This window comes from Enterobacter cloacae complex sp. 394I7 (assembly GCF_057320345.1).
This window is the reverse complement of sequence record NZ_JBXWCR010000013.1, coordinates 58,907-81,054: the sequence shown is the minus strand read 5'-3', so window position 1 is coordinate 81,054 and position 22,148 is coordinate 58,907. Positions and strand designations below refer to the sequence as shown.

General features: G+C 55.2%; 20 protein-coding genes. 4 read left to right on the top strand and 16 right to left on the bottom strand.

From position 1 onward, the window contains the following. Positions 1-155: 155 nt before the first annotated feature. From hemG to pepQ, 4 genes are read right to left on the bottom strand one after another with little or no spacing between them, the layout of a single operon-like run. Positions 156-701 carry a menaquinone-dependent protoporphyrinogen IX dehydrogenase gene (gene hemG, locus AC2FAP_RS23435; protein WP_020882866.1) on the bottom strand — a complete coding sequence of 182 codons (546 nt, stop codon included), beginning with the start codon at positions 699-701 and terminating at the stop codon, positions 156-158. 10 nt (positions 702-711) lie between these two features. Continuing rightward, positions 712-2,163, bottom strand: a complete 1,452-nt coding sequence (trkH, locus tag AC2FAP_RS23430; RefSeq protein WP_025202793.1) for a Trk system potassium transporter TrkH — start codon at positions 2,161-2,163, stop codon at positions 712-714. Between the two features lie 41 nt (positions 2,164-2,204). Continuing rightward, positions 2,205-2,819, bottom strand: a complete 615-nt coding sequence (locus AC2FAP_RS23425; protein WP_182268688.1) for an IMPACT family protein — start codon at positions 2,817-2,819, stop codon at positions 2,205-2,207. Next, positions 2,819-4,150, bottom strand: a complete 1,332-nt coding sequence (gene pepQ / locus AC2FAP_RS23420) for a Xaa-Pro dipeptidase (RefSeq protein ID WP_449541871.1) — start codon at positions 4,148-4,150, stop codon at positions 2,819-2,821. The genes AC2FAP_RS23425 and pepQ overlap by 1 nt, the downstream gene beginning before the upstream one ends. Before the next feature lie 190 nt (positions 4,151-4,340). On the opposite strand from pepQ, the gene fadB reads away from it, so the two are divergent. Further along, entirely contained in the window at positions 4,341-6,530 is a 2,190-nt protein-coding gene (gene fadB, locus AC2FAP_RS23415) for a fatty acid oxidation complex subunit alpha FadB (protein ID WP_049021979.1), read from the top strand. Between the two features lie 9 nt (positions 6,531-6,539). After that, positions 6,540-7,703 carry an acetyl-CoA C-acyltransferase FadA gene (gene fadA, locus AC2FAP_RS23410; RefSeq protein ID WP_044866329.1) on the top strand — a complete coding sequence of 388 codons (1,164 nt, stop codon included), beginning with the start codon at positions 6,540-6,542 and terminating at the stop codon, positions 7,701-7,703. A 182-nt stretch (positions 7,704-7,885) separates the two neighbouring features. On the opposite strand, the gene fre is transcribed toward fadA, so the two are convergent. Further along, positions 7,886-8,587 carry an NAD(P)H-flavin reductase gene (gene fre / locus AC2FAP_RS23405; protein ID WP_014172106.1) on the bottom strand — a complete coding sequence of 234 codons (702 nt, stop codon included), beginning with the start codon at positions 8,585-8,587 and terminating at the stop codon, positions 7,886-7,888. 30 nt (positions 8,588-8,617) lie between these two features. After that, positions 8,618-10,123 carry a 4-hydroxy-3-polyprenylbenzoate decarboxylase gene (ubiD, locus tag AC2FAP_RS23400; protein ID WP_014172107.1) on the bottom strand — a complete coding sequence of 502 codons (1,506 nt, stop codon included), beginning with the start codon at positions 10,121-10,123 and terminating at the stop codon, positions 8,618-8,620. A 170-nt stretch (positions 10,124-10,293) separates the two neighbouring features. Between ubiD and rfaH the strand changes: the two genes are divergently transcribed. Further along, complete coding sequence (gene rfaH, locus AC2FAP_RS23395) at positions 10,294-10,785, top strand: transcription/translation regulatory transformer protein RfaH (RefSeq protein ID WP_020882871.1); 492 nt, start codon at positions 10,294-10,296, stop codon at positions 10,783-10,785. On the opposite strand, the gene tatD is transcribed toward rfaH, so the two are convergent. From tatD to udp, 9 genes are all read right to left on the bottom strand, one after another. Next, the gene (gene tatD / locus AC2FAP_RS23390) at positions 10,782-11,564 is read right to left on the bottom strand and encodes a 3'-5' ssDNA/RNA exonuclease TatD (RefSeq protein ID WP_047742250.1); all 783 of its coding nucleotides are present in this window, start codon (positions 11,562-11,564) and stop codon (positions 10,782-10,784) included. The two genes, rfaH and tatD, sit on opposite strands and share 4 nt — an antisense overlap. 41 nt (positions 11,565-11,605) lie before the next feature. Then, a complete protein-coding gene (gene tatC / locus AC2FAP_RS23385; protein WP_014172110.1) occupies positions 11,606-12,376 on the bottom strand; it encodes a Sec-independent protein translocase subunit TatC in 771 nt (256 codons plus the stop codon). A 2-nt stretch (positions 12,377-12,378) separates the two neighbouring features. Next, complete coding sequence (tatB, locus tag AC2FAP_RS23380; protein WP_020882873.1) at positions 12,379-12,921, bottom strand: Sec-independent protein translocase protein TatB; 543 nt, start codon at positions 12,919-12,921, stop codon at positions 12,379-12,381. A 3-nt stretch (positions 12,922-12,924) separates the two neighbouring features. After that, complete coding sequence (gene tatA / locus AC2FAP_RS23375) at positions 12,925-13,179, bottom strand: Sec-independent protein translocase subunit TatA (RefSeq protein WP_020882874.1); 255 nt, start codon at positions 13,177-13,179, stop codon at positions 12,925-12,927. 76 nt (positions 13,180-13,255) lie between these two features. Continuing rightward, positions 13,256-14,896, bottom strand: a complete 1,641-nt coding sequence (gene ubiB / locus AC2FAP_RS23370; RefSeq protein ID WP_014172113.1) for a ubiquinone biosynthesis regulatory protein kinase UbiB — start codon at positions 14,894-14,896, stop codon at positions 13,256-13,258. After that, complete coding sequence (gene ubiJ, locus AC2FAP_RS23365) at positions 14,893-15,498, bottom strand: ubiquinone biosynthesis protein UbiJ (protein WP_032680095.1); 606 nt, start codon at positions 15,496-15,498, stop codon at positions 14,893-14,895. The genes ubiB and ubiJ overlap by 4 nt, the downstream gene beginning before the upstream one ends. Before the next feature lie 13 nt (positions 15,499-15,511). Next, a complete protein-coding gene (gene ubiE, locus AC2FAP_RS23360; protein ID WP_014172115.1) occupies positions 15,512-16,267 on the bottom strand; it encodes a bifunctional demethylmenaquinone methyltransferase/2-methoxy-6-polyprenyl-1,4-benzoquinol methylase UbiE in 756 nt (251 codons plus the stop codon). Positions 16,268-16,333: 66 nt separating this feature from the next. Next, the gene (rmuC, locus tag AC2FAP_RS23355; RefSeq protein ID WP_014172116.1) at positions 16,334-17,791 is read right to left on the bottom strand and encodes a DNA recombination protein RmuC; all 1,458 of its coding nucleotides are present in this window, start codon (positions 17,789-17,791) and stop codon (positions 16,334-16,336) included. A 137-nt stretch (positions 17,792-17,928) separates the two neighbouring features. Continuing rightward, positions 17,929-18,690 carry a uridine phosphorylase gene (gene udp / locus AC2FAP_RS23350; protein ID WP_003860792.1) on the bottom strand — a complete coding sequence of 254 codons (762 nt, stop codon included), beginning with the start codon at positions 18,688-18,690 and terminating at the stop codon, positions 17,929-17,931. Positions 18,691-18,945: 255 nt separating this feature from the next. On the opposite strand from udp, the gene AC2FAP_RS23345 reads away from it, so the two are divergent. Continuing rightward, entirely contained in the window at positions 18,946-19,752 is an 807-nt protein-coding gene (locus AC2FAP_RS23345; protein ID WP_014172118.1) for a dienelactone hydrolase family protein, read from the top strand. 45 nt (positions 19,753-19,797) lie between these two features. Here the strand turns inward: AC2FAP_RS23345 and metE are convergent, their stop codons facing one another. Next, entirely contained in the window at positions 19,798-22,059 is a 2,262-nt protein-coding gene (gene metE, locus AC2FAP_RS23340; protein ID WP_449541872.1) for a 5-methyltetrahydropteroyltriglutamate--homocysteine S-methyltransferase, read from the bottom strand. Positions 22,060-22,148 lie beyond the last annotated feature (89 nt).

The following is a 22,148-nucleotide window of genomic DNA, read 5'->3' as shown; positions in this document are numbered from 1 at the left end:
TTTTCTCTGTTGGTGTTCATCTCTGAACCCCGCTAACCCGGCGGCTTGTAAGCCGTTGTTCCGTGTCAGTGGAGGCGCATTATAGGGAGTTATTTTGAAGTGACAAGCACAAAATACAAAAAACTTTTCGTTCGCTCACTTTTCAAACGTCACGCCTATTTAAGCCGCGAATCGCCTGATAAATGTGCGATCTCCCGCGCAAAACTGGCGACCTGCGACCAGTCGGTATACACCACCTCTTTACGCGTATCGGTTTCGCCGCCGGTCATCTTCATAATGAGGCGAATCATAAAGCGGTCATACCAGCGATAGCGCGGATAACGCAGCGCGCCGGCAAAGACGGCGCTGATGTCAGGCTGCCACGGAGAGCTCAACAGAAACTTGCGCGTATAGCTGTTGGTCTGCGGCGTACGTTTCTCAGGTTTACGCGCCACCAGATTGACCGAGTAAAAAGCCCCGGGCAGTTTATTGAGTACTGCCGTATGCTTTTTCACAAAACGATCCAGCGCCGGATGGAAATGCCCGTAACGAATAGACGCGCCAATAACCACACGGTCGTAATCCTGCCAGGCTATCTGCTCCGTGCGGTTCAGGTTCACCACATCAGAGTAAATCCCCAGCTCTTTTAATTCTGAAGCCAGATATGAGGCAATCTCACGCGTTTGCCCATCCCGCGTAGAGAAAAGAATAAGTGTTTTCACCGACGACTCCTTACTCGCGCCAGAATGTTGGGGTGAACAGCACCAGCAGCGTAAAGACCTCCAGACGACCAAACAGCATGTTGGCGATGAGGATCCATTTCGCGACCGGGTTCATACTGGCAAAGTTATCCGCCACAACCCCCAGGCCAGGCCCGAGGTTATTCAACGTTGCAACGACGGAAGCAAAGGCAGAGAAATCATCCACCCCCGTCGCGATAATCGCCAGCATACTGACGATGAAGACCAGCGCATAGGCCGAGAAGAACCCCCACACCGCTTCAAGAATACGTTCCGGCAGGGCACGGTTACCCAGTTTGATGCTGTAAACCGCGTTCGGGTGGACCAGACGTTTAAGTTCACGGTTCCCCTGCTTAAACAACAGCAGAATACGGATCACCTTCAGGCCACCGCCCGTCGACCCCGCACACCCCCCGATGAACGCAGAACACAGCAGCAGTACCGGCAGGAACAGCGGCCAGCGCGCAATACTGTCCGTTGTAAAACCGGCGGTGGTTGCCATCGACACCACCTGGAAGAACGCCTGATTTAACGTAGTCAACGCGGAGTTATAGACATCGTGGAACCACAACACCACGGTACAGATGATGACCAGCGTAAGCTGGACACCAATGAACATGCGAAACTCCGGGTCACGCCAGTATACCTTCAGGCTACGCCCGCTGAGTAAGGAGAAGTGCAGACCGTAGTTACAGCCGGAAATCAGCAGGAAGATGGCAATGATCGTGTTAATGGTGGGGCTGTCGAAGTAACCCACGCTGGCATCGTGGGTCGAGAACCCGCCGATGGCGATCGTCGCAAAGCTGTGCCCGATAGCGTCGAATGCAGGCATCCCGGCAAACCATAACGCTAACGCACAGGCGACCGTCAGTAAGACATAGATAAGCCACAGGGTTTTCGCCGTCTCGGCTATGCGCGGGCGCATCTTGTTATCTTTCAGTGGGCCCGGCATTTCCGCACGGTAAAGCTGCATCCCCCCGACGCCGAGAATAGGCAGGATGGCCACGGCCAGGACGATGATCCCCATCCCCCCGAACCATTGCAGCATCTGGCGATAAAAGAGAATGGCATGAGGTAAGGAATCCAGCCCGACCAGCGTGGTCGCCCCGGTCGTCGTTAAACCCGAGAACGATTCAAAAAACGCATCCGTGACGGTCAGATTAGGCTGCTCAGAGAAGATAAAGGGTAGCGCACCCACGCTTCCCAGCACTGTCCAGAACAGAACAACAATCAAAAACCCTTCGCGAGATTTCAGCTCACCCTTTTGACGACGGTTTGGCCACCAAAGCAGTGAGCCAATCGCCAGCGCGACAAAGAAGGTCTGGGTAAATGCCCGCCCCGCGCCGTCCCGGTAGATAAGCGCTACCAGTCCTGGGAGAATCATCGTCCCGGAAAAAAGTATGACCAGCAGTCCAACGATTCGGGTAATGGCACGAAAATGCATCTCTGCCGCTTCCTTTGGTATTCAAAAAAGTGAGGTGGGGATTATTCTTCAATCGGCAGCAATTGCAACGAACCGCGACTAAAATCCGCCAGCTTTGCTGAAAAAGCAGCCAGTTCCGCCTGCGGAAGCGCCACGCGCAGTTGCACCATTGCCTGATAGTCACGGTGCGCGATGACGCCGTTAAACTGCTTTAGCAATGCCTCAATGCCGGATAACTGGCCGTAATCGCACAATAAAGTATATTCGGTGAGCGGCGTTTTGCGGGTGGTAATCAGCATATTCAGTGCCTGCTGAACCCCACCGCCATACGCTTTAACCAGTCCACCCGTGCCTAATAAGATACCGCCATAGTAGCGAACGACCACGGCGGTGATTTCACCCACGCCGCTGCCCATCAACTGGGAGAGCATGGGTTTACCGGCTGTGCCTGCCGGTTCACCGTCATCGGAAAACCCCAGCTGTTGTGAATCGTTCGGCGGCCCTGCCACCCATGCCACGCAATGGTGACGTGCGTCAGGGTGCTGCGCGCGAACGGACTCAACAAACGCTTTTGCCGCCTCAACGCCGTCGGTATGTGCCAGCAGCGTAATGAATCGACTCTTCTTAATTTCCTCAACAAAGGTGACCGGTTCAGCCGGTATCAGCCAGCTATCCATCAGGCCAGCTTCAGGTCTCGCGTCATATTCTCAATACCGTTTTCGTGGATCACCACGTTGTCTTCGATACGAATACCGCCAAACGGTTTCAGCGCTTCAATTTTGTCCCAGTTGAAGTGCTTGCTGAACGGGCCTTCACGCCATGGCGCTAACAGCGATTCGATAAAGTAGATACCCGGCTCGATGGTCAGCACCATACGCGGCTCAAGAATACGCGTGCAGCGCAGGTAAGGATATTTAGACGGCGCGGCCAGGTGCGTACCGGTATCATCCTGCATAAAACCGGCAACATCATGAACCTGCAGACCCAGCGGGTGACCAATACCGTGCGGCATGAACGGCCCGGTCAGATCGTTTTCCACCATCGCCTCTTCGCTCATGTCTTTCACGATCTGGTGCTTACGCAGCAGTTTAGCGATGCGCTGATGGAACTGGATGTGGTAATCCACATAGCTGGTTCCCGCTTTCATGGTGCCAATAAGTGCCAGTTGCTCATCGTTAACGTCTTTAATCAACTGTGCAAAATCGGTATCCCCATTTGCCGCCCAGGTGCGGGTCAGGTCGGCCGCATAGCCGTTGTACTCTGCCCCGGCGTCCAACAGGAAGCTGCGCATCTCGGATGGCACCTGGTGATCGAGCCTGGTGTAGTGCAGAACGGACGCATGCTCATTCAGCGCGACGATGTTGCTGTAAGGGACATCAGTGTCACGGTGGCCGGTGGCGGTCAGATACGCCTGGTTAATATCGAACTCGCTCATGCCAGACTGGAACGCTTCATGCGCAGCACGGTGACCATTTACCGCCGTTTTTTGCGCTTCACGCATGCAGTAAAGTTCGTAGTCGGTCTTATAAGCGCGATAGTAGTGCAGATAATCCAGAACCCCTTTCGGATTGAGTTTATCCGCCGGAATATCCAGACCGAGCGCACGCTCGGGAACCGGGCCAATATAAGCAATGTTGCCGCGCCCGGCTGGCAGGAGGCTGCCAATGCCATCGGCTTTTGGTAAAGCGATAACGTCCACTTCTTCCGTCCAGAAGCTGGTCGGCAGCGGCTCAACGTTGTGCCAGTAATCGACAGGCAGATAGAACCACAGTTTCGGCTTGTTCACCCCGTCCACCAGCAACCAGCAATTTGGGACCTGCGTGACCGGCACCCAGGCTTTGAACTGCGGGTTGACCTTAAACGGATACGCATGGTCATCCAGGAAGGTGTTAATCAGCTCTCCGGAGTGGATTAACAGCGCATCCAGCTTAAAGCGCGCCAGTACATCACGGGTACGTTCCTGTAGGGTAACGATATGATTTTTATAAAGCGAAGCCAGTGAGTCCATCTTTCTTCCTTTCATTTTTCTGAGCTCAAGTCATCGCATCTTAGCACACCTGACTCCGACTGCGTGATTTCCACCGACCGTGATCAATGCAGCAATTTCTTAATGAGAAATTTGCATTTTATTAACATAAATCCCACACTCCGTCTCATCTGGTATGACCAGATCCACTTGCTGGATTCAGGAGACTGACATGCTCTACAAAGGCGACACCCTGTACCTCAACTGGCTGGAAGATGGCATTGCCGAACTGGTGTTCGATGCCCCCGGCTCAGTCAACAAGCTTGATACCGCGACGGTGGCCAGTCTTGGCCAGGCGCTGGATGTGCTTGAAAAACAATCTGAATTAAAAGGGCTGCTGCTGCGCTCAAACAAAGCGGCTTTTATTGTCGGTGCAGATATCACCGAATTCCTTTCACTGTTCCAGGTCCCGGAAGAACAGCTGAGCCAGTGGCTGCACTTTGCCAACAGCGTCTTCAATCGTCTGGAAGATCTGCCTGTTCCGACAGTCTCCGCCGTTAACGGCTACGCGCTGGGCGGCGGCTGCGAGTGCGTGCTGGCAACCGACTATCGTCTGGCCACGCCAGACCTGCGCATCGGCCTGCCGGAAACAAAGCTGGGCATCATGCCAGGCTTTGGCGGTTCCGTACGTATGCCACGCATGCTGGGTGCCGATAGCGCCCTGGAGATCATTGCCGCCGGTAAAGATGTCGGGGCGGAACAGGCGCAGAAAATAGGCCTGGTGGACGGTGTGGTTAAACCAGAAAAACTGATTGAAGGCTCCCTCGCCATTCTGCATCAGGCCATTAATGGCGACCTCGACTGGAAAGCCAAACGTCAGCCGAAGCTGGAACCGTTGAAACTCAGCAAAATTGAAGCCGCCATGAGCTTCACCATCGCCAAAGGGATGGTGATGCAGACGGCAGGCAAACACTACCCCGCGCCCATTACCGCCGTTAAAACGATTGAAGCCGCAGCCCGCTTTGGCCGTGATGAAGCGCTGAAACTGGAAAACCAAAGCTTTGTTCCGCTGGCGCACACTAATGAAGCTCGCGCACTGGTGGGCATCTTCCTGAACGATCAATTCGTGAAAGGTAAGGCGAAACAGCTGACCAAAAATGTTGAGACGCCAAAACATGCGGCGGTACTCGGTGCAGGCATTATGGGCGGCGGCATCGCTTATCAGTCGGCCTGGAAAGGCGTGCCTGTGGTGATGAAAGACATCAGCGAGAAATCCCTGACGCTGGGCATGACCGAAGCGGCCAAGCTGCTGAATAAACAGCTGGAACGCGGCAAAATTGACGGTCTGAAACTCTCAGGGGTGATCTCGACAATCCACCCGACCCTGGACTATAGCGGTTTCGACCGTGTGGATGTGGTCGTTGAAGCGGTCGTTGAGAACCCGAAAGTCAAAAAAGCGGTGCTGGCGGAAACCGAAGAGAAGGTTCGTCCTGATACCGTACTGGCCTCAAACACCTCCACCATCCCGATTAGCGAACTGGCAGGCGTTCTGAAGCGCCCGGAAAAGTTCTGCGGTATGCACTTCTTTAACCCGGTGCACCGTATGCCGCTTGTCGAAGTGATCCGTGGGGAAAAAACCTCTGACGAAACGATCGCCAAAGTCGTGGCATGGGCCAGCAAAATGGGCAAAACCCCAATCGTGGTCAACGACTGTCCGGGCTTCTTCGTCAACCGCGTGCTGTTCCCGTACTTCGCCGGTTTCAGCCAGCTCCTGCGCGACGGTGCGGATTTCCGCAAAGTCGACAAAGTGATGGAAAAACAGTTCGGCTGGCCGATGGGTCCGGCGTATCTGCTGGATGTGGTCGGCATTGACACCGCACACCACGCCCAGGCGGTGATGGCGGCAGGCTTCCCGCAGCGCATGCAGAAAGATTACCGCGACGCGATTGACGCCCTGTTTGACGCCAGCCGCTTTGGTCAGAAAAACGGCCTGGGCTTCTGGCGCTATAAAGAAGACAGCAAAGGCAAGCCGAAGAAAGAAGAAGACGCGGCGGTGGATGGCCTGCTGGCCGACGTCAGCCAGCCGAAACGTGACTTCACCGACGATGAAATCATCGCCCGAATGATGATTCCAATGATCAACGAAGTGGTGCGTTGCCTGGAAGAAGGCATTATCGCCAGCCCGGCAGAAGCGGATATGGCACTGGTGTACGGCCTCGGCTTCCCTCCGTTCCACGGCGGCGCGTTCCGCTGGCTGGATACGCTCGGCAGCGCCCGTTATCTCGATATGGCTCAGCAGTACCAGCACCTCGGTCCGCTGTATGACGTGCCGGAAGGTCTGCGTAACAAAGCGCGCCATAACGAACCCTATTACCCAGCAGTTGAACCAGCCCGTCCGGTTGGCGAGCTGAAAACGGCTTAAGGAGTCACAATGGAAAAGGTTGTCATTGTTGATGCGATTCGCACCCCGATGGGCCGTTCAAAAGGCGGCGCATTCCGTAATGTGCGCGCGGAAGACCTCTCCGCGCACCTGATGCGTAGCCTGCTGGCGCGTAACCCGGCACTGGACCCCGCTGCGCTCGACGATATTTACTGGGGCTGTGTACAGCAAACCCTCGAACAGGGCTTTAACATCGCCCGTAACGCTTCGCTGCTGGCGGAGATCCCGCATTCAGTTCCGGCGGTGACCGTTAACCGTCTGTGTGGTTCGTCAATGCAGGCGCTGCACGACGCGGCACGCATGATCATGACCGGTGATGCACAGGCCTGTCTGGTCGGCGGCGTGGAGCACATGGGCCACGTGCCGATGAGCCACGGGGTTGATTTCCACCCGGGTATGAGCCGTAACGTGGCGAAAGCGGCGGGAATGATGGGCCTGACCGCTGAGATGCTTTCCCGCCTCCACGGCATCAGCCGCGAAATGCAGGATACCTTTGCTGCGCGCTCCCACGCACGCGCCTGGGCCGCAACGCAGTCCGGCGCGTTTAAGCATGAGATCATCCCAACCGGTGGTCACGATGCTGACGGCGTTTTGAAGCAGTTCAACTACGATGAAGTGATTCGCCCGGAAACCACTGTAGAAACCCTTTCTACGCTGCGCCCGGCGTTTGACCCGGTCACCGGTACGGTAACGGCAGGCACCTCGTCTGCCCTATCTGACGGGGCCGCCGCGATGCTGGTGATGAGTGAAAGCCGTGCCCGCGAATTAGGCCTGACGCCTCGTGCCCGGGTGCGTTCGATGGCGGTGGTGGGTTGCGATCCGTCTATTATGGGTTACGGTCCGGTGCCGGCCTCGAAGCTGGCGCTGAAAAAAGCAGGCTTAACCACCAGTGATATCGATCTGTTTGAGATGAACGAAGCCTTTGCCGCGCAGATCCTGCCGTGCATCAAAGATCTGGGTCTGATGGATCAGATAGACGACAAGATTAACCTCAATGGCGGCGCGATCGCCCTCGGTCACCCGCTGGGTTGTTCCGGGGCACGCATCAGCACCACGCTGATTAACCTGATGGAACGCAAAGACGCTCAGTTTGGTCTGGCGACGATGTGTATCGGGCTGGGTCAGGGTATCGCGACGGTATTTGAGCGAGTGTAACTCTTCGAGGGGTTCTTACAGCCAGTGTCGCCAGAACACGGCGGCACGCGAGCGGCGCCCGATGCGCTTACGGAAGTAAGGGATTCGGGTGAGCACGCGCAGCCATCGCAGTTATGGCGCCAGTGGCGAAGAGATAAAGTTTAGTTGCCGTTCTTCCCGCCTGTCAGGGGCGGGTTTTTTATTTAAATGAACGCGAACGCATCGCCGAAGAGACGGTCTTCACGCGCGTCACGCTCGTTGCAGAACAGGTCACGGGCAATTTTCGCCATCTCAAAACGGCCAGCAATATAGATATCATGTCCCGCCAGCGTGCCGTGATCCTGCAGAACCGCCGTCAGCACCGTACCGCTGCGCCCACGCCAGCCCTCTTCAGGCTGCTCCACCACCGGCTCAATGCGCAGATGTGGATGATTGACGCTTAATGCTTCCAGTTCAGACAGGTCGTAGAGATGTTTCTCTTCGCGGCCGCCCCAGTAGATGGTGATATCGCGATCCGGGTTACGCGCCAGGGCCGTCAGCAGGATAGAGCGCACGTAAGAGAAACCCGTTCCCCCCGCAATCAGGATCAGCGGACGGTCTTCATCTTCACGCAGCCAGGCATCACCGTGAGGAATATCCACCACGATTTCACGTTCTTTCAGAATGCGGTCCATGACGGCCATCGCATACAGGTTAAGCTCAGACGCACCAATATGAAGCTCAATAAATTCCTGCTCTGCTGGCGTAGAAGCCATAGAGAAGGGACGCTTATCACGCTCATCCATCACGACCATTAAGTACTGACCGGCGCGGAAAGAGAATGCCGCTTCAGGTACTAAACGGACGCGATATACGGTGTCGGTGATAGCATCTACCGAGGTCACTTTACAGCTTAAGGTTGTCATTCGCTCTCTCTGTCGTGAAGTCTATAGGGCTTAACGGCCTGTTTCAGGTTTACCGTTATTCATTATGGCCAGTTCATCCCAGATCGCGTCAATGCGCGCGGTCACGGCAGGATCTTTTTTGATCGGTCGACCCCATTCACGCTCGGTTTCGCCGGGCCATTTGTTTGTGGCATCCAGTCCCATTTTTGAGCCAAGGCCGGAGACCGGCGAGGCAAAATCCAGATAATCTATCGGCGTGTTTTCGACTAACACCGTATCGCGCGCCGGATCCATTCGCGTAGTAATGGCCCAGATAACGTCATTCCAGTCGCGGGCGTTAACATCATCATCGCAGACAATAACAAATTTGGTATACATAAACTGGCGCAGGAAAGACCATACGCCCATCATCACGCGTTTAGCGTGACCAGGATATTGCTTCTTCATCGTCACCACCGCCAGGCGATACGAACACCCTTCTGGCGGCAGGTAAAAATCAACAATTTCCGGGAACTGCTTTTGCAGGATCGGCACAAACACTTCGTTCAGCGCCACTCCCAGTACCGCCGGTTCATCCGGTGGACGTCCGGTATAGGTGGAGTGGTAAATCGCATCTTCACGCTGGGTGATGTGCGTGACGGTAAACACCGGGAAGTTATCAACTTCGTTGTAATAGCCGGTGTGGTCACCGTATGGCCCTTCCGGCGCCATTTCGCCCTGCTCAAGGTAACCTTCCAGAACGATCTCCGCGCTGGCAGGAACTTCAAGGTCATTAGAAATACACTTCACGACTTCGGTTTTGGTTCCGCGCAGCAGGCCTGCAAAGGCATATTCGGACAGCGTATCCGGCACTGGCGTTACCGCCCCCAGAATCGTGGCCGGATCGGCGCCTAACGCAACGGAAACCGGGAAACGCTCGCCCGGGTGTTCAGCACACCACTCCTGGAAATCCAGGGCACCGCCACGATGTGACAACCAGCGCATGATGAGCTTATTCTTGCCAATCAGCTGCTGGCGGTAAATACCCAGATTTTGTCGCTCTTTGTGCGGGCCACGCGTGACGGTGAGCCCCCAGGTGATAAGCGGCGCAGCATCTTCGGGCCAGCATTGCATAACAGGAATTTTTGTCAGATCCACCGCATCGCCTTCCAGCACTTTCTGCTGACACGGTGCGCCGCGCAGACGTTTGGTTGGCATGTTAAGCACCTGCTTAAACTGCGGCAGTTTATCGAACAGATCGCGGAAACCTTTCGGTGGCTCTGGCTCTTTCAGAAACGCCAGCAGTTTACCCACTTCGCGTAGCGCCGTGACGTCCTCCTGTCCCATCCCCAACGCCACACGGCGCGGTGTACCAAACAGGTTGCACAGCACCGGCATCGAATACCCTTTTGGGTTTTCAAACAGTAAAGCGGGGCCACCGGCACGCAGGGTGCGGTCAGCAATTTCTGTCATTTCCAGATAAGGATCAACAGGAAGTGTAATGCGTTTGAGTTCGCCCTGCTTTTCCAGCAGCGTCAGGAAGTCGCGGAGATCGTGGTATTTCATGCAGTTAGTCATGGCCTCTCTGTAAGCGCTTCATTATACGGCGTAAGCCTGCTTGATGCTGTAATTTTGTTAAATTAGCGTGAACTTATGCATTCTGTTCCCTTTTCCCCCATTATAATCAACTTAGCGATCCCGCCAGGGTTTTGATATGCTTGCGCCCCGAACTAAGGGAAAGAGTGATTATGCAGGCCTGGTATTTACTGTATTGCAAACGCGGGCAACTTCAGCGCGCGCAGGAACATCTTGAACGTCAGTCTGTAAATTGCCTGACACCCGTGATCACGCTTGAAAAAATGCAGCGCGGGAAGCGCACGACCGTCAGTGAGCCATTATTCCCGAACTATCTGTTCGTTGAGTTCGACCCGGAAGTGATTCACACCACGACCATCAGCGCCACACGCGGTGTCAGCCACTTTGTGCGTTTTGGCGCTCACCCGGCTACGGTCCCGTCAACGGTGATTCATCAGCTTTCGGTGTACCAGCAACCTGAAGGCATCACCGATCCGGAAACCCCCTACGCAGGCGACAGCGTCGTCATCACTGAAGGGGCTTTCGAGGGCTTACAGGCGATTTTCGCCGAGCCTGACGGTGAAGCACGCTCCATGCTGCTGCTCAACCTGCTGAATAAGCAGGTATTGCAGAGCGTGAAAAACACCGACTTCCGCAAAGTTTAAACGTCTATCCCGAACAAGCGACGCACGTTGTCATCCGTCTGTGCGCAAAGCCAGTGCGGGTCTTCTCCGCGCCAGCGCGCTACGCTCTCAAGAATATGCCCCAGATAGGCCGGTTCGTTACGTCGAGAAGCCGGTTTGGGTTGCATATCTCGCGGCAGCAGATAAGGTGCGTCGGTTTCAACAAGCAAGCGGTCCGCCGGGATCACCGGCAACAGCTCGCGAAGCTCAAGCCCGCGACGTTCATCGCAAACCCAGCCGGTAATGCCCAGATATAACCCGCGTTCCAGACAATCCAGCGCCTCCTGCCGTGAACCGGTAAAGCAGTGCAGTACCGCACCGGGCAGTTTATCGAGCCAGGGTTCCAGTAAGGCGAGGAAGCGCTCATGCGCGTCACGGCAGTGCATAAACACAGGCATTCCAAGCTCCGCCGCCAGGGCGAGCTGGGCGGTGAAGGCGTTTTCCTGTTCGGCAGGTGTGGAAAAGTTACGGTTGAAATCGAGACCACATTCGCCAATGGCCACGACTTCAGGGGTTTTCGCCAGCCTGTGTATGATTTCAGCGCTCTGCGGCGTCCACTGGCTGCTGTCATGAGGATGCACGCCAGCGGTTGACCAGCAGCGATCATAGCGCTGAGCAAGCTGCTGCGCCTGCTCGCTTTCTTGCAGGTTGGTTCCCGTCAGGAGCAGCCCTTTCACCCCGGCGGCAAAAGCACGCGCGACGACTTCATCGCAGTCTTTCGCAAACTGCGAGCTGGTCAGGTTGAGTCCGATATCAAACATGCGATTCCCCATAGCACAACCGCCCTGACGGGCGGCTGGTTTTACTCTTCAGTGGTCTTTTCCGACGTATCGTCTTCGTCATCCGACCGACGCCCTTTTCCCACGTAGAAACGCGAGAAGAATACGCCGACTTCAAACAGACAATACATCGGTATTGCCAGCAGTGTTTGTGAGAAGACGTCAGGTGGTGTGAGCAGCATGCCAACCACAAACGCGCCGACCAGGATATACGGGCGCTTCTTACGCAGGTCATCAGGGGTCGTCACTCCTACCCAGCAAAGCAGCACAATGGCTACCGGCACTTCGAATGCCACACCGAACGCCATAAACAGCGCCATCACAAAGCTGAGGTAGCTGGCGATATCCGTCGACACCTGAACCCCTTCCGGCGCGGTATGCGTCAGGAAGCCAAAGGCCAGCGGGAAGACAACAAAGTAGGCGAACGCCATGCCGATATAGAACAGCAGCGAGCTGGATACCAGCAGCGGGATCACCAGCTTGCGTTCATGCTTGTACAGCGCTGGCGCCACAAACGCCCACACCTGATAAAGAATGACCGGCGCAGAGGCAATCAACGATACCCAAAAGGTGAGCTTAATAGGGGTAAAGAACGGTGATGCAACGTCGGTTGCGATCATCGTTGCCCCCAGCGGCATCTGCTTGATCAGCGGCGCAGAGACAACCTGGTAGATATCGTTGGCGAAATAGACCAGGCATAAGAAAATGAGGAAAACCGCGATAATGCAGTTTAACAGGCGCTTACGCAGCTCTATGAGGTGCGTAATCAGCGGTTGGGTATCATCTACTGCCATGTTTACGCTTTATCACTCGACGAGGGGGATGATTCGGAAACAGGCGCGGCGGGCTTAACGTCAGCCGCTTTTACCACCGGTGCTTCCGGCTGCGCCTGTTTTTTCGGTTCAGATTCCTGCGGCGTTTGTTCAGGCGCGGTAGCCTGATGCTCCGCGCTGGCAGGCGTAACGCCCTCGCGCTGCGCTTCGCTGTCCTTCACCACCGGGTTGTGGATGGTGTTGGCTTCATCGCTCGCCTTTTCAGGATCGTTGACGCTGTAGGAGCGCTTCATGGATTCTGCCGCTTCACGCAGCTCATCCATTGAGGCTTTCAGTTCAGGCGTCAGGTTATCCATGCTCGCCTTTTCCACCTTTTTCAGGCTTTCCTGAAACTCCTGCAGCTTAAGTTCCTGCGCCAGCTCATTTTGTACGGTCGAAGCCAGCGATCTCAGCGCGCGTACCCAGCCCACAACGGTTTTCACCGCCACCGGCAGACGCTGGGGTCCTAACACTATCAGGCCAATCACAAAGACCAGCAGCAGCTCACTAAAACCAATGTCGAACACGAATTACACCTGCTCTTTATCGTGGCGTTTAGCGTCTTCTTTTTTCGCCTCTTCCTGCTTGTCGGAGATGGATTTAGCAGTAAAGTCAGCATCCTGGCTGGTTTTATCCTGCTTGCTCTCATCATCGCTCATCGCTTTCTTGAAGCCTTTGATAGACGCGCCCAGATCGGAGCCGATAGAACCGAGCTTTTTCGTGCCAAACAGCAGCACGACGATGACGGCAATGATCAACAATTGCCAGATACTGATACCACCCATACATGTACCTCAGGGATAGATGATTAATGAGTCAGGTCGCATTATACGTAGGCGACCCGTCGATAGCGACGCAAAATCAGCGCGTTTTTCTCCAGCCGGCGAGCCAGACCACAACACCGCCAGCCATCAGCCAGGCGGGCATCATCTGCCAGTCAGGGCGAGTAATCAGCAACAGCGTACCACTCAGCAGCAGCGTTGCTCCAATGCCAAAGAGATAGCGCGACTGCCCCTGTCGAACACGGCTGGACTGAAGCTCGCGGGCGATTTTATCCATGCTGTGCTGAAGGTTCTTGCTCTGACGCAAACTGTCGTAAATCAGTTCAGGAATATCAGGCATTTTTTCTATCCAGAACGGGCCTTTCTCTTTAATAGAGCGCACCAGCGCCGGAATGCCCACCTGATCCTTAATCCAGGATTCAAGGAAAGGTTTCGCAGTCTTCCATAAGTCTAACTGAGGATAGAGCTGTCGACCTACACCTTCAACGTAAAGTAATGTTTTCTGAAGTAAAACTAACTGTGGCTGCACTTCCATGTTGAAGCGGCGTGCCGTGTTAAACAGGTTCAGCAATACGTGTCCGAAGGAAATTTCTGCCAGCGGCTTTTCAAAAATCGGCTCGCAGACGGTACGGATAGCAAACTCAAATTCTTCGACGTTGGTGTCCGGCGGAACCCAGCCAGAATCAACGTGCAGCTCGGCCACCTTGCGGTAATCACGGTTAAAGAAGGCAATAAAGTTCTCAGCGAGATAGCGCTTATCTTCTTTGTTCAGCGAGCCCACAATACCGCAGTCAATACCGATATATTTCGGGTCTTCCGGGTGCTCATAACTGACGAAGATATTCCCCGGGTGCATGTCCGCGTGGAAAAAGCTGTCGCGGAATACCTGGGTAAAGAAGACCTGTACACCACGCTCGGCCAGCAGCTTCATGTTGGTTCCCTGCTTTTCCAGGGCTGCCACATCCGAGACCGGAATACCGTAAATCCGCTCCATTACCATCATGTTCTGGCTGCAGTAGTCCGAATACACTTCCGGCACATAGAGCATCGGGCTGTTTTCAAAGTTCCGGCGCAGCTGGATGGCATTTGCCGATTCACGCAGCAGGTTTAATTCATCAATCAGCGTTTTTTCATACTCCCGCACAACTTCCATTGGGCGCAGACGGCGTCCGTCGGGGAGCAGGCGCGGAACCCAGCGTGCAAGCCGATAGATAAGCTTCATGTCCGCTCGGATTACCGGCAGGATGTCCGGGCGGATCACTTTGATAACCACCTCTTTGCCGTTCTCTTTCAGACGTGCTGTATGCACCTGGGCGATAGAGGCTGAAGCAAGAGGTTCTATTTCGAAATCGTCAAACCAAGTCTCGACAGGAATATTGCCCATCGCCTCTTCGATCTGTTTTTTCGCTCTCACACCGTCAAACGGTGCAACGCGGTCCTGCAGCAGTGCCAGTTCATCGGCAATCTGCGGCGGGAAAAGATCGCGGCGAGTCGAGAGCATTTGCCCGAACTTAATCCATACCGGGCCCAGCTCCTGGAGCGCCAGGCGAAGACGTTCACCCAGCGGCTGATCTTTATGACGATTAGGCATCCAGAACAACATCCGCCGCCAGATGCGAAGCAGCAGCGTGATACGCATTTTGGGGATAAGCTCGTCGAGCCCGTAACTCAAAAAGGTGTGGACGATAAAATAGAGGCGCCGAATTTCACCAGGCGTCATTTGCCCTCCAGTTTTTCCAGCCGTTTGGTTAAGGCATCCACCGCGCGTTCAACCGCTGCGGTCTCTTCCGCAAACCATGCAACTTCAAGCGCGCCAGGGGCCATACGCCACTCTTCAGTCAGCACTTCCGCCGCATAGCGTTGCTGCCGTTGCAGACTCTTGCGAAGGAAAGCCGTACCGCCATGAATGGCTTTACCGATCCCTTCGGCAGCAATGTCGCCAATGAAAGGCGCAAGCAGCTCCGCCGGGTCAAACTCGGCCAGATCGCTGAGCGCAACGAAATTCTGTACGACCTGAATGTCGCCTTCCACTTCCAGCTCACCGCTGCGGATAAGCGCCGTAAGCTGCTGACGGTCACGTAATTTTGGCAGCACGCTCATGTGCGTAATCACGGAGCAGTCGGCTTCACCTTCCCACTCACCCAGAACGTCAAGCTGGCGTTCACTGAAAACCAGCACAAGCGGCGTCGAGAACTCTTTCAGAACAACACGCAGCACCTTGCCGTTAAGCCGCTGACGTGCGGCTTTTAGCGCCGGTGCGCGGTAAAGAAAGGCATTCAGGACATTCTCGATGCCTGCGGTGACTAAGGGTTTAAAGGGCACGGGAAACCTCCACTCAGAACTTATAACCGCGATGCAGCGCGACGACACCTGCCGTCATGTTGAAATACTCAACGTTCTCGAATTCCGCATCCTGCATCATGGCCTTTAAGGTGTCCTGATCCGGGTGCATACGGATAGATTCCGCCAGGTACCGGTAGCTTTCCGCGTCGTTTGCCACCAGCTCACCAATGCGCGGCAGTACATGGAATGAGTATGCGTCGTAAGCTTTGCTTAACGGCTCAAGAATCGGTTTGGAGAATTCGAGCACCAGCAGGCGTCCACCCGGCTTTAACACGCGGTACATGGAGCGCAGCGCTTTTTCTTTATCGGTGACGTTACGCAGGCCGAAGGAGATAGTGATGCAGTCAAAGGTATTATCCGGGAAAGGCAGCGCTTCGGCGTTCGCCTGCACATACTCGACATTACCTACCACGCCGATGTTACGCAGCTTCTCACGTCCCATTTTGAGCATTGAGTCGTTAATATCTGCCAGAACAACGCGACCGGTTTCGCCCACCAGACGGGAGAATTTTGCTGTCAAATCGCCTGTACCGCCGGCTAAATCCAGTACCGTTTGTCCACGACGCACACCGCTACAGTCGATGGTGAAGCGCTTCCACAAGCGATGAATGCCGAACGACATCAAGTCATTCATCACATCGTACTTCGCCGCCACGGAATGAAATACGTGGGCCACCATATCAGCTTTCTGCGCTTTGGCGACAGTCTGAAAGCCAAAGTGCGTCGTGTCTTGTGAATCGTCAACCATCTCAGAGCCTGCTTATCAGTAAAATGTTCGTGAAGTGTAACAGATTGGGCGCGTTTGCCCTACGTTTCAACCTTCGCGAAAGAAACGTGCCGGACGCTCGTCTGACGTTAAATCTGTCGCTAACGTATTGTCTTCACTGTTTGTCTTTTGTTCGCCAGCGCCTTCGCGCAGGCGAAACTCTTCATCCTGGGCGGTGGCCTGCTCAACTAATTCCGGATTAATCTCGCGCTTCACCTCCACACCCAGGGAACGAAATGCTTCGGCCTGCGCCAGTAAGTTGCCACGCCCGGAAGAGAGTTTTTTCATCGCCTGGCGATAGTTATCCTGGGCGCGGTCAAGGCTTTGCCCAACCGAGGACATATCATCCACAAAAAGGCGCATTTTGTCGTAAAGCTTGCTGGCGCGATCGGCAATCTGCTGCGCATTGCGGCTCTGATGTTCATAGCGCCACAGGTTGGCAATGGTGCGCAATGCCACCAGCAGCGTGGTGGGGCTCACCAGCATAATGTTATTTTTTAGGGCTTCGGTAATCAGTTCAGGCTGTCTGTCGAGCGCCAGCAAGAACGCGGGTTCAACCGGAATAAACATCAGGACGTAATCCAGTGAGCGCAGGCCGGGTAACTGCTGGTAGTCTTTTCTGCCCAGCAGACGAATGTGGTTACGCACGGAGGCGATGTGCTCCTGCAGCGCCGACTCGCGGGTGTAGTCATCTTCCGCATTGAAATAGCGCTCATAAGCCACCAGCGTCATTTTGGCGTCTATCACCACATCTTTGCCCTGCGGGAGTCGTACAATCACATCAGGCTGCATACGCGAGCGAGCATCGTTCTCGATACTTACCTGCGTTTCGTATTCATACCCTTCCCGCAGGCCAGAGGCCTCCAGCACGCGGGTCAGCACCACTTCCCCCCAGTTGCCCTGGGTTTTGTTATCGCCCTTCAGCGCACGGGTCAGGTTGACCGCTTCCTGCGCCATTTGCGCATTCAGCTGCTGAAGATTACGAATTTCATGCGCCAGCGTGTGCCGCTCGCGAGCCTCCTGGCCAAAGCTGTCCTGTACCTGACGACGAAAGCCGTCCAGCTGTTCACGCAGGGGCGTTAGCAGGCTATTCAGGCTTTGGCGGTTTTGTTCGTCTACGCGGCGGTTGCTGTGTTCAAAAATGCGGTTCGCGAGGTTCTCGAACTGCTCGCTGAGGCGTTGCTCGCTGTTCATCATCTGGCGGATTTTATCTTCCGCATGCAGCTGGGTGGATTCGAGGCGGGTAGTCACTTCGCGGAGATCGGCCTCCAGTGAGGTGTTGATATCGCGAAGATTGCGCAGCTCGTTGTTGAGCAGTTCGCATTCGTCACGCCAGTGTTCGCTCAGCGCAACCTGCTGTTTTGCTGCGCTTAAATCGGCGACTATCTCTTCGCGCTCGGCCAGCTGATCGGCCTTTTGTTGCGCGTGCTGGTAGCTGGAAATCAGCCAGCCTGCCCCCACGCCCACCAGCGCAATCACTGCATAAATCAGGATTGAGATATCCACAATGCCCCCTGCATCAACGTATTACCTGCACAAAATAGAATTGTGCTGTATAAACGTCCAGTTTGAAAGGGTTTTCCTGCGAGGCGCTACGCAAAAAAAAGGCCGAACGGGTCGGCCTTTTTTCGTATAAGAAGGGATTAGATCAGGCGACGCGCTGCTTCAACCACGATTTTCACAGCATGACTTTCGGTCTGCTTCATGGTTTCCGCGTTCGGGATCTCCTGCTGGGTACGGTTGACGATAACGCCCGCCACCATACCGGCACGCAGACCCTGGCTTGCGCACATGGTCAGCAAGGTTGCAGATTCCATTTCGTAGTTCATTACGCCCATAGACTGCCACTCTTCCATAGAACCTTTGAAACGGCTTACCACGCGGCCGGAGAAGGTGTCATAACGCTCCTGGCCTGGGTAGAAGGTATCAGAAGAGGCGGTCACGCCTACGTGGGTGGTTGCGCCAACGGATTTCGCGGCTTCAACCAGTGCGGTGGTGCATTCGAAATCCGCCACCGCCGGGAATTCCATAGGGGCAAAGTGCAGACTCGCGCCGTCCAGACGCACGGAAGCGGTTGTCACCAGCACGTCGCCAACGTTGATATGCGGCTGAATGGCACCGGTAGTCCCGATACGCAGGAAAGTACGAATGCCCAGCTGCGCCAGCTCTTCAACAGCAATTGAGGTGGACGGGCCACCGATACCGGTAGAACAGACGATCACCGCTTTGCCATCCAGCTCAGCGCGCCAGGTGGTGAATTCACGATGGGCAGCAAGCTTAACCGGCTTATCCATCAGCGCGGCGATCTTTTCCACACGCTCAGGATCGCCCGGGACGATAGCCAGCGTAGCCCCTTGTAAATCGTTTTTAGTGAGGCCGAGATGAAAAACATCAGACTTAGACATAGGTGACTCCTCTGTGGGTCGGTTAGTCAGAAGAAGTAAAAAGGTACTTTACAGAAGCAGTAAGCAGAATTACGTGACACATCTCACCATGAATGAAAATGATTGCAGTAAATTTCCATGAAATAGTGATTCACATCACATTAACAAGTTATATCGTCAGGTGCTGCACAAAAGATAGACCGTTTCAGGCACTGTGAATTGTTAACCTGGTGACTATATTTACCTTTGCGCTAACTCATTGGTACGGAGAATGCCATGACTGAAAAAACCGGTTTTGCACCTGCAGCGGCCCCTCATGCATCAACCATCGTCTCAACACCTGAAGAGGCCATTACGGCAGGTGAGACCTCCATCCCCTCGCAGGGGGAGAATATGCCTGCTTACCACGCGCGGCCAAAATCGGCCGACGGCCCGCTGCCCATCGTGATTGTGGTTCAGGAAATTTTCGGCGTTCACGAACATATTCGCGACCTTTGCCGCCGTCTGGCGCTGGAAGGTTATCTGGCCGTTGCGCCAGAGCTCTATTTCCGTCAGGGCGATCCGAACGACTACAGTGATATACCGACGCTGTTCAGCAACCTGGTCAGCAAAGTGCCGGATGCACAGGTACTGGCCGATCTGGACCACGTGGCCAGTTGGGCTGCGCGCAATGGCGGCGACGCACATCGTCTGATGGTGACGGGTTTCTGCTGGGGAGGACGTATCAGCTGGTTGTATGCCGCACATAATCCGCAGCTTAAAGCCGCCGTTGCCTGGTACGGCAAACTGGTGGGGGAGAAAACGCTGAACTCGCCGAAGCATCCCGTTGATATCGCCACCGAGTTAAATGCCCCAGTCTTAGGGCTGTATGGCGGCCAGGACACCGGGATCCCGCTTGATACGGTAGAGACCATGCGCCATGCGCTCCGTGCAGCCAATGCAAAAGCTGAAATCATCGTTTACCCGGATGCCGGCCACGCCTTTAATGCCGACTATCGTCCGAGCTATCACGCGGAATCGGCTAAAGATGGCTGGCAGCGGATGCTGGCATGGTTCAGCCAGTACGGCGGGAAAAAAGCGTAAAACAAAAGCCCGGTCGCGGCTACGCCTTGCCGGGCTTCGGATTTATCAGGCCTGACGCAAATTCTGCGCCGCCCTGACCATGTTCGCGAGTGCCGCGCGGGTCTCCGGCCAGCCGCGGGTTTTCAGTCCGCAGTCCGGGTTGACCCACAGGCGCTCAGCCGGGATCCGCTGGGCGGCTTTTTTCAGCAGGCTCTCAATCCACTCCACGCTCGGTACGTTCGGGGAGTGGATGTCGTAGACACCCGGCCCAATTTCGTTTGGATACTCGAACTCTTCGAAGGACTCCAGCAGTTCCATGTCTGAACGCGACGTTTCGATGGTGATCACGTCGGCATCCAGCGCGGCAATCGAATCCATAATGTCGTTAAATTCGCAGTAACACATGTGGGTGTGGATCTGCGTGTCGTCTTTCGCGACCGCGGCGTTGAGGCGGAAAGCCTCCACACCCCACTTCAGATAAGCATCCCAGTCACTGCGACGCAGCGGCAAACCTTCGCGTAGCGCCGGTTCATCAATCTGGATGATGCCGATACCCGCCGCTTCCAGATCGGCCACTTCATCACGCAGCGCCAGCGCAATCTGTTTGGCGATGGTTTCACGGGTCACATCTTCACGCGGGAAGGACCAGCAGAGGATCGTCACCGGGCCGGTCAGCATCCCTTTCACCGGTTTGTCGGTCAGGGACTGGGCGAATTTTGCCCACTCTACGGTGATCGCTTGCGGGCGGCTGACGTCACCAATCACCACCGGTGGCTTCACACAGCGGGAACCATAGCTCTGCACCCAACCGTTCTGCGTAAAGACGAAACCGTCCAGATGTTCGCCGAAGTATTCCACCATATCGTTACGCTCGGCTTCACCGTGTACCAGCACGTCCAGACCTAAACGTTCCTGCTCAACAATCGCCTGTCTGATGTGCTCAGCGATACCGGTGCGGTAGTGATTCGCATCGAGGTTGCCTTTTTTGAAATCCAGACGCAGGCCGCGGATCTCCGTCGTCTGCGGGAAGGAGCCGATGGTGGTGGTTGGCCACGCTGGCAGGTTGAAGCGGGCACGCTGGGCTTCGGCACGCACCTCATAGGGGCTCTGACGCTGGCTGTCCTGCGCGGTAATGGCCGCCAGACGTTTTTCGACCGCCGGGTTGTGGACGCGTGCCGAATGACGACGCGCCTGAATGGGGGCGCTCCAGTCGGTAATGGCCGTGGTGTCACCGCTATTTAACGCATCACGCAGCAGCGCCAGCTCTTCACATTTTTGCAGCGCAAAGGCAAACCAGCTCTTCACCTCGGGATCCAGACGGGTTTCCACACTCAGATCGATTGGGCTGTGCAGCAGAGAGCAGGAGGAGGCCACCCACAGCTCACGTTTGCCGACGATATCTTTAATCTGTGCATATTTCTCGCTCAGATCGGCGCGCCAGACGTTACGGCCATTCACCAGTCCGGCCGAGAGTAGCCACTCTTCGGGCAGACGTTTGTGCAGTTCGGCCAGGTCATCTTTGCCGTGGACCAGGTCAACATGAAGACCCTGAACCGGCAGCGCAGTAATAGTACTCAGGTTCGGCGTCACGCCTTCAAAATAGGTGGTCAGCAATAGCTTCACCTGACCAGTAAGGGCATCGTAAGCGGGTTTAAACGCTTTTAGCCACGCCTGCGACAGCTCCAGCACCAGTGCAGGCTCATCGATTTGCACCCACTGAATTCCGCGTTTACCCAGTTCAATCAGCACCTGTTTGTAGACCGGCAGAATATCGTTCAGCAGGCTGAGACGGTCAAACTGCTCGCCTTTCACTTTACCCAGCCACAAATACGTTACCGGCCCCAGCAATACCGGTTTCACCTGGTGGCCCAGCGCCAGCGCTTCATCGACTTCGTCGAGCAACTGGGTCCAGCTCAGTTTGAACTGCTGGCCTTTCACAAATTCCGGCACCATATAGTGATAGTTGGTGTTGAACCACTTGGTCATTTCCGCCGCTGCCGCAGGCTCTCCCGTTGGCGCACGACCACGGCCAATGCGGAACAGGGTGTCGATATCTACCGATCCATCTTTGTTCTGATGACGAGCCGGCACGTTGCCAAGCAGCAGGCTGGTGGTCAGAACATGGTCGTACCAGGCGAAATCGCCCACGGGCAGCAGGTCAATGCCCGCCTGCTTTTGCTGTTCCCAGTGGCGCGCACGCAGTTCGCGGCCCACTGCCAGCAATTCTTCACGGCCAGAGGTACCTGCCCAGTAACTTTCCTGCGCTTTTTTCAGCTCGCGGCGAAGGCCAACGCGAGGGAAACCGAGAGTGTGATTGCGAATTGTCATGGTGTGTCCCCTGTGAATTTTTGGTATTTAGCCATCCAGATGTTTACACATCCATAATTGGCAGTTACTGTATATTCCTCAAGCGCAAA